This window comes from Caulobacter sp. D5 (genome assembly GCF_003185805.1).
Classification (GTDB): Bacteria; Pseudomonadota; Alphaproteobacteria; order Caulobacterales; family Caulobacteraceae; genus Caulobacter.
The window spans coordinates 1-6,331 of the sequence record NZ_QHJY01000383.1; the positions used below are offsets into that span (position 1 = coordinate 1).

The 6,331-nt window shown below is 69.5% G+C and carries 4 protein-coding genes, 1 pseudogene and 1 riboswitch; of the genes and pseudogenes, 4 read left to right on the forward strand and 1 reads right to left on the reverse strand.

What is annotated here, in order from left to right:
- Positions 1 to 164 precede the first annotated feature (164 nt).
- Entirely contained in the window at positions 165 to 1,010 is an 846-nt protein-coding gene (locus DMC18_RS21545) for a neutral zinc metallopeptidase (protein WP_110121001.1), read from the forward strand.
- Positions 1,011 to 1,012: 2 nt separating this feature from the next.
- On the opposite strand, the gene DMC18_RS21550 is transcribed toward DMC18_RS21545, so the two are convergent.
- Positions 1,013 to 3,160 carry a hypothetical protein gene (locus tag DMC18_RS21550; protein WP_110121002.1) on the reverse strand — a complete coding sequence of 716 codons (2,148 nt, stop codon included), beginning with the start codon at positions 3,158 to 3,160 and terminating at the stop codon, positions 1,013 to 1,015.
- 126 nt (positions 3,161 to 3,286) lie between these two features.
- A riboswitch (TPP riboswitch) is annotated at positions 3,287 to 3,392 on the forward strand.
- A 74-nt stretch (positions 3,393 to 3,466) separates the two neighbouring features.
- Between DMC18_RS21550 and thiC the strand changes: the two genes are divergently transcribed.
- The 3 genes and pseudogenes from thiC to DMC18_RS21565 all read left to right on the forward strand — a co-directional run.
- Entirely contained in the window at positions 3,467 to 5,305 is a 1,839-nt protein-coding gene (gene thiC / locus DMC18_RS21555) for a phosphomethylpyrimidine synthase ThiC (RefSeq protein WP_110133295.1), read from the forward strand.
- Positions 5,306 to 5,413: 108 nt separating this feature from the next.
- Positions 5,414 to 5,608 carry a hypothetical protein gene (locus DMC18_RS21560; RefSeq protein WP_110133296.1) on the forward strand — a complete coding sequence of 65 codons (195 nt, stop codon included), beginning with the start codon at positions 5,414 to 5,416 and terminating at the stop codon, positions 5,606 to 5,608.
- Between the two features lie 214 nt (positions 5,609 to 5,822).
- Positions 5,823 to 6,331: pseudogene (locus DMC18_RS21565) on the forward strand (peptidase); the annotation flags it as partial.

A 6,331-nucleotide genomic window follows, 5' to 3' on the forward strand; every position in this document is an offset into this window, starting at 1 on the left:
AGGTCTTGCCCGCGCGCGGCGATCCGGCGGCGGCCCTGTCGCTGCGCCTCGACGAACTCGACCGCTTGACCGACGCCCGCCTGGCGCGGAGCAATGCGGCGATCCGGGCCGTTCGGCCCGCCTCCGACCACTAGACTTTCGAGAACACCAGGGGATCCGCGCGGATGGAATGGGAAGACGGCCGGCGCTCCGGCAACATCGAGGATCGTCGCGGCCTGGGTCCGGTCGGCGTGGTCGGCGGCGGCGTCGGGGCTCTGGTGCTGGCGGCCGTCGGCTATTTCGTCTTCGGCATCAATCCGGAGACCACCCTCAGCGTCGTCAACGGCGCCCAGGAGCCTGCCGCCCAGCAGGAGGGCCAGCGTGGCTCGGTGCAGGACGAGGGCGGCCGCTTCGTCGATGTCATCGAGACCTCGAACGCCGACGTCTGGGGGCCGATCTTCGCCCGCTCGGGCGGCAAGTACGTCCCGCCGGCCGCCGTGGTGCTGTACGACGCCTCGACCGGCACCGGCTGCGGCGCGGGTCAGGCGGCGATGGGGCCGTTCTATTGTCCGGCCGACCGCAAGGTCTATCTCGACCTCAGCTTCTGGAACGAGCTGGAGACCAAGTTCGGGGCCAAGGGCGAGTTCGCCCGCGCCTATGTGATCAGCCACGAGATCGGTCACCACATCCAGAACCAGCTGGGCGCCAACCGCCAGGCCGACCGCCTGGGCCGGCAGGGCGCGCAGAGCGGCTCGGTGCGGCTGGAACTGCAGGCCGACTGCTACGCCGGCGTCTGGGCGCGGCACGCGCCCGAGGTCTCGAACATCCAGATCACCCGCGCCGACATCGAGGACGGCCTGGGGGCCGCGGCCTCGGTCGGCGACGACGCCATCCAGGAAAAGGCCCAGGGGCGCGTCATGCCCGACAGCTTCACCCACGGCACCAGCGCCCAGCGCATGCGCTGGTTCGGCAAGGGCTACGACGCGGGCAAGCCGGCGGCCTGCGACACCTTCTCGGCGAGCACGCTCTAGGCCTATTCGGCGGGCACGGCGGCCGGCTGGGGCGCGGACTGGGGCGCGGGCTCGGGCGGCGACTTCGGCTCGGGCTTGCGCTTGAGGTTGTCGCCCAGCACCTCGCGGGCCCGCTTCCAGATGTCCTCGGCGAACACCGCGCCGATGAAGCCCATGGCCAGCATGCCGATCGGGTTGGTCTGGCCGCCCTCGTTGAACAGCCGCGCGCCGCATTCGCTGAGCAGGAAGATCGTGAAGGCCGCGCCCATGCCGTGGACCAGCACCCGGGCCGGGGCCCCGCTGACCGCCACGCGCTCGCCCACCCGCACCAGCCCGTCGTCGTCGACGACGTAGTTGGCGCGGAAATAGACGATGTTGTTGCTGCCGGCGTGGTCGCTGCGCGAGGCCGCGTTGATCCGCAACGCCAGGGCCTTCAGGGCCAGGATCTCCTGCCGGCGGATCTGGCGCTGGCGTTCGGCCTGGGGCGAGACGTCGTCGTCGGCCGGCGGCGGGGTCTGGGTCAGGACTTCGCTGCGGGCGAACAGGTCTTCGACCCGGGCGCGGGCGGCGGCGTCGACCGGCTGGTCGGGCTCGTTGGCGGCTTCGGGCCGATCGGGCCGGCCCAGCATGCGGATCGCCGCGCCGAACAGGCCAAAGCCGATCAGGCCCAGGATCAGCAGGGTCGAGGCCGGCACCCCGATCAGCCAGCGGTACAGCACCCGCTCGATCAGGTTGCCCAGCCGCAGGTTGCGATCGGCCGCGACCTCGTCGGACGTCGTCTGCAGCGTCGTCTCGGTCGGCGCCTTGCAGGTCTTCTTGATCTCCTCGGTGTAGGGCGCGGCGGCGGCCAGGTTGCGCAGGTTCATCCGGCGATCGACGATCGACACGGTCTGCACCCCGGCCAGCGCCCCCAGGCACTGGCGCAGCTGCAGGCGGCGGGAGACCACCTGCTCGCGATAGCGCTCGACCAGGATGTCGACATAGCCGGGCAGCTGGCTGGGCGGGAACCGACCGACCGCCTCGTTGTAGGCGGCGACGATCTCCAGCTTGCGCGACACCCGGTACTGCTCGAAGCGCTGGCTGAGCTTCTGATAGTCGTTCACGCCCTGAACGATGATCCGCAACTGCTCGGCCTGGTCCACCGCCAGCGTGACGGGCAGGGCGGCGGACACGGCGGCGGCGACCGGCGCGGGCTCTCCGCCCACCTCCGGCCCTCGCACGGTCGCGGCGGGCGGCGAGGGCGGCACGGCGTTGGCGGCGTTCACCGCCTGGCCCAGCAAGAGGCCGGTGTTCACCGTCAGCGGCTCCATGCTCTGGTTCGACATCGCCTTGGCCTCGACTTCGTCGAGCCGCCGGTTCAGCTCGGCCTGGTCGACCGCCGTGGTCTCCTGGGTCAGCAGCAGCAGCGAGCCGATGGCCAGATAAGAGGCCGGGATCAGGATCGCCGTGTAGACGACCGCGGCGATCCACTTCGGATAGGCGATGATCGGCTCGCGCGAGCCGTCGCCCGGGTACCATTGCAGTCGCGCCTCGGCCAGGGCGCGGGCCAGCACGAGGCAGAGGCCGAACACGATCAGGAACCAGATCCAGGCCCCGCCGGTCACCGCCGTCGCGCTCGTCGCCGAGAGGCCGGCGGGGATCAGGTCGGCCGGCGTGCAGGCGCGGTCGCCACGGCTGATGAAGCCGTGCAGCACGCCGGTGATCCGGCCCTTCAGCACCGCCTGCCGACGCTGCTCGGGCTTGGTCAGGGCGTCGCCCGAGCAGGGGTCGATGCCGCTGACCGCCTGCGAGACCAGGGCCGGCGTCCAGGCCAGGGCCGCCTCGACCACCCGTCCGGTCTTCTGAGCCAGCGAGCCGATCGCCGGCGGCGAGGCGACCGAGGCGATGGCCAGCGACATGGCCACGGCCACCACCGAGGCGCTGGTCAGCGCCTGCTGCTGCGGCGTCACCGCGACGGCCAGCCCCCAGAAGATCGTCGCCCAGACCAGCGCCGCCAGCGACAGCAGCGCCAGCCAGCCGCCGAAGAAGGCCAGGTCCAGCGGCAGGTCCGGCAGATAGAACAGCAGAAGGCCGATGATCGCTCCAGGAACCGCCGCCGCGGCCAGCAGCGGCAGGCCCAGCGGCATCTTGGACCGCGCGAAGAAAGCCAGAAGATCGAAACGCTCGCCCATGTCGGCTCCCCTCGCCACGGCGTTGTGTCGCTTGAGATGTATCTGCCTGATCGTACAACCTGTAAATGCGTTGACGAAACGGCGTTCTTGCGCCCTTGACCCGCGCGTCAACATCCCTAGTGTCCGCCCTGTTCACCGGGGGGTCGCTGTCGCGGCTGAGATTGGGCTTGAGCCCTGACCCGTCGAACCTGATCCGGGTCATGCCGGCGAAGGGAGGGAACGCGGTCCGGAGGCGTACAGTCCAGGCCGTACAACCGACTTAGCTCGACACGTCCGGGTCTCTTCAATGCTTGAGGAGCCCGCAACATGAACGCCCAAACCCCCATCATCCCGGCGACCAGCGACGTCGCCACCGGCCCCATTCCCGGGTCGCGCAAGGTCCATCAGGCCGGCGAGCTGTTTCCCGACATCCGCGTGCCGTTCCGCGAGGTGGCCGTCCACCCGTCGGCCAACGAGCCGCCGGTGACCATCTACGACCCGTCCGGCCCCTACACCGACCCGACCGCGACCATCGACATCGAGAAGGGCCTGCAGCGCGCCCGCGAAGCCTGGGTCGTCGCCCGCGGCGACGTCGAGATCGTCTCCAACCCCCGCGAGGTGAAGCCCGAGGACAACGGCTTCGCCCAGGGCAAGCACCTGGCCCCGCAGTTCCCCGACAACGGCCGCAAGATCTATCGTGGGGCGACCGGCAAGCTGGTCACCCAGCTGGAATACGCCCGCGCCGGCGTCATCACCGCCGAGATGGAATACGTCGCCATCCGCGAGAACCTGCGCCGCGAACAGTCCGCGCCCTGCGTGCGCGACGGCGAGGACTTCGGGGCGTCCGTGCCCGACTTCGTGACGCCCGAGTTCGTGCGCCAGGAAGTGGCCCGTGGCCGCGCCATCATCCCGGCCAACATCCACCACGGCGAACTGGAGCCGATGGCCATCGGCCGCAACTTCCTGGTCAAGATCAACGCCAACATCGGCAACTCGGCCGTGCTCGGCACCGTCGCCGACGAGGTCGACAAGATGGTCTGGGCCACCCGCTGGGGCGCCGACACGGTCATGGACCTGTCGACCGGCCGCAACATCCACAACATCCGCGACTGGATCATCCGTAACAGCGCCGTGCCCATCGGCACCGTGCCGATCTACCAGGCGCTGGAGAAGGTCGGCGGCGTGGCCGAGGACCTGAACTGGGAGGTCTTCCGCGACACCCTGATCGAGCAGGCCGAGCAGGGCGTGGACTACTTCACGATCCACGCCGGCGTGCGTCTTCCCTTCGTGCCGATGACCGCCAAGCGCGTCACCGGCATCGTCAGCCGTGGCGGCTCGATCATGGCCAAGTGGTGCCTGGCCCACCACAAGGAGAACTTCCTCTACGAGCGCTTCGAAGAGATCTGCGAGATCATGCGCGCCTACGACGTGTCGTTCTCGCTGGGCGACGGCCTGCGTCCGGGCTCGACCGCCGACGCCAACGACGAGGCCCAGTTCTCCGAACTGCGCACCCTGGGCGAGCTGACCAAGGTGGCCTGGAAGCATGGCGTGCAGGTGATGATCGAGGGGCCGGGCCACGTGGCCATGCACAAGATCAAGGCCAACATGGACGAGCAACTGAAGCATTGCCACGAGGCCCCCTTCTATACCCTCGGTCCGTTGACCACCGACATCGCCCCTGGCTACGACCACATCACCTCGGCGATCGGGGCGGCGATGATCGGCTGGTTCGGCACGGCGATGCTCTGCTACGTCACGCCCAAGGAGCACCTGGGCCTGCCCGACCGCAACGACGTCAAAACCGGCGTCATCACCTACAAGCTGGCCGCCCACGCCGCCGACCTCGCCAAGGGTCACCCTGGCGCGGCCATGTGGGACGACGCCATCAGCCGGGCGCGGTTCGAGTTCCGCTGGGAGGACCAGTTCAACCTCGGCCTCGACCCCGAGACCGCCCGGGCCTTCCACGACGAGACCCTGCCCAAGGAGGCGCACAAGACCGCGCACTTCTGCTCGATGTGCGGTCCGAAGTTCTGCTCGATGAAGATCAGCCAGGAAGTCCGCGACTTCGCCGCCGCCCAGGCGCCTAACACGGCAGAGCTGGGCATGGCGCAGATGAGCGAGAAGTTCAAAGAGCAGGGCTCGGAAATCTATCTGAAGGCCGAGTGAGGCGGCGCGCGGCGGGTCTTCACGCTCCGGTGAAGACCCGCCGCGCACGCTTAAAAATTGCCCTCATGGGTGTATCGTTGCGACGTTGCAACTCATGAGGTTACCGTCATGGCGCTTCGTCCCATCGTCCTCGCGCATGCCAACGATCCGCACTGGATCATCGAACTCTGGCTCAAGATCCACGGCGGCGACCCCGCGCCCGACGTTCGGGTGGTCAACAAGGCCACGATCGACATCGTCAAGGCCCTGGTCCCGCACCTGGACGCGGCCAAGCAGAAGGCCGTCTTGGCCGCGCTGGGCTGATCCGCGCGCGGCGTGAACGCCGCTCGCTCTGGAATGCCGATGGGCCCGGTTCGCAGAGCCGGGCCTTTTTGCGTGGCGGAACCGGCTCTGTGGCGAAGACGGCCGGCGCTTGCTAGCCTTCCCTCCATCATGAGCCAGCGATCCGATATCAGGCGCGTCGAAGAGGCTTCCGGGAAGTCGCTCCGCGCGGCTGTTCAGCCCTGACCGAGCTTTCATGAAAGCCCTGGCCTGCGCCGCCCTGATCGCGGGACTGTCCGTCGGTACGCCGTCCCTGGCGACCGAAGGCGCGCGCCCGGTGGTCGAGAACGGCGTCGTCGCGCCTGTGCTGCAAGGCGTCTGGCGGTCGCGGGGCTACGGTTGGATCGTGCGGTTCGACGCCAAGGGGCCGAGCCTCTATCACGTGGCCGGGACTGACTGCTGGCGTGACCCGCGGCCGGAGGCCGACCCCGACGGCGTGCTGAAGCTGTGGCGGCCGGCTGGTAAGGAACTGGTCGAGATCGCCGGCGAGGCCGACGGCACGGTCTATCGCTTCGATCGGCTGAAGGCCCTGCCGAAGACCTGCTCGGACCAGCGGCCGTGGACGCCGCAGCGGACCCTGGCCGCTGTCGCCGACGCCTTCGCGGCCTATTACCCCCTGTCGGCCGAGCGGGGCGTCGACTGGCCCGCCCGCCGCCGCGAGGCCTTCGCGGCGCTGGGCCCGGCGCCGGACGAGGCGGCCCTGTG

Excerpts from the sequence above, each read along its gene's own strand:
- DMC18_RS21545 (WP_110121001.1), top strand. The coding sequence starts at position 165 with ATGGAATGGGAAGACGGCCGGCGCTCCGGCAACATCGAGGATCGTCGC.
- DMC18_RS21550 (WP_110121002.1), bottom strand. The coding sequence starts at position 3,160 with ATGGGCGAGCGTTTCGATCTTCTGGCTTTCTTCGCGCGGTCCAAGATG.
- thiC (WP_110133295.1), top strand. The coding sequence starts at position 3,467 with ATGAACGCCCAAACCCCCATCATCCCGGCGACCAGCGACGTCGCCACC.
- DMC18_RS21560 (WP_110133296.1), top strand. The coding sequence starts at position 5,414 with ATGGCGCTTCGTCCCATCGTCCTCGCGCATGCCAACGATCCGCACTGG.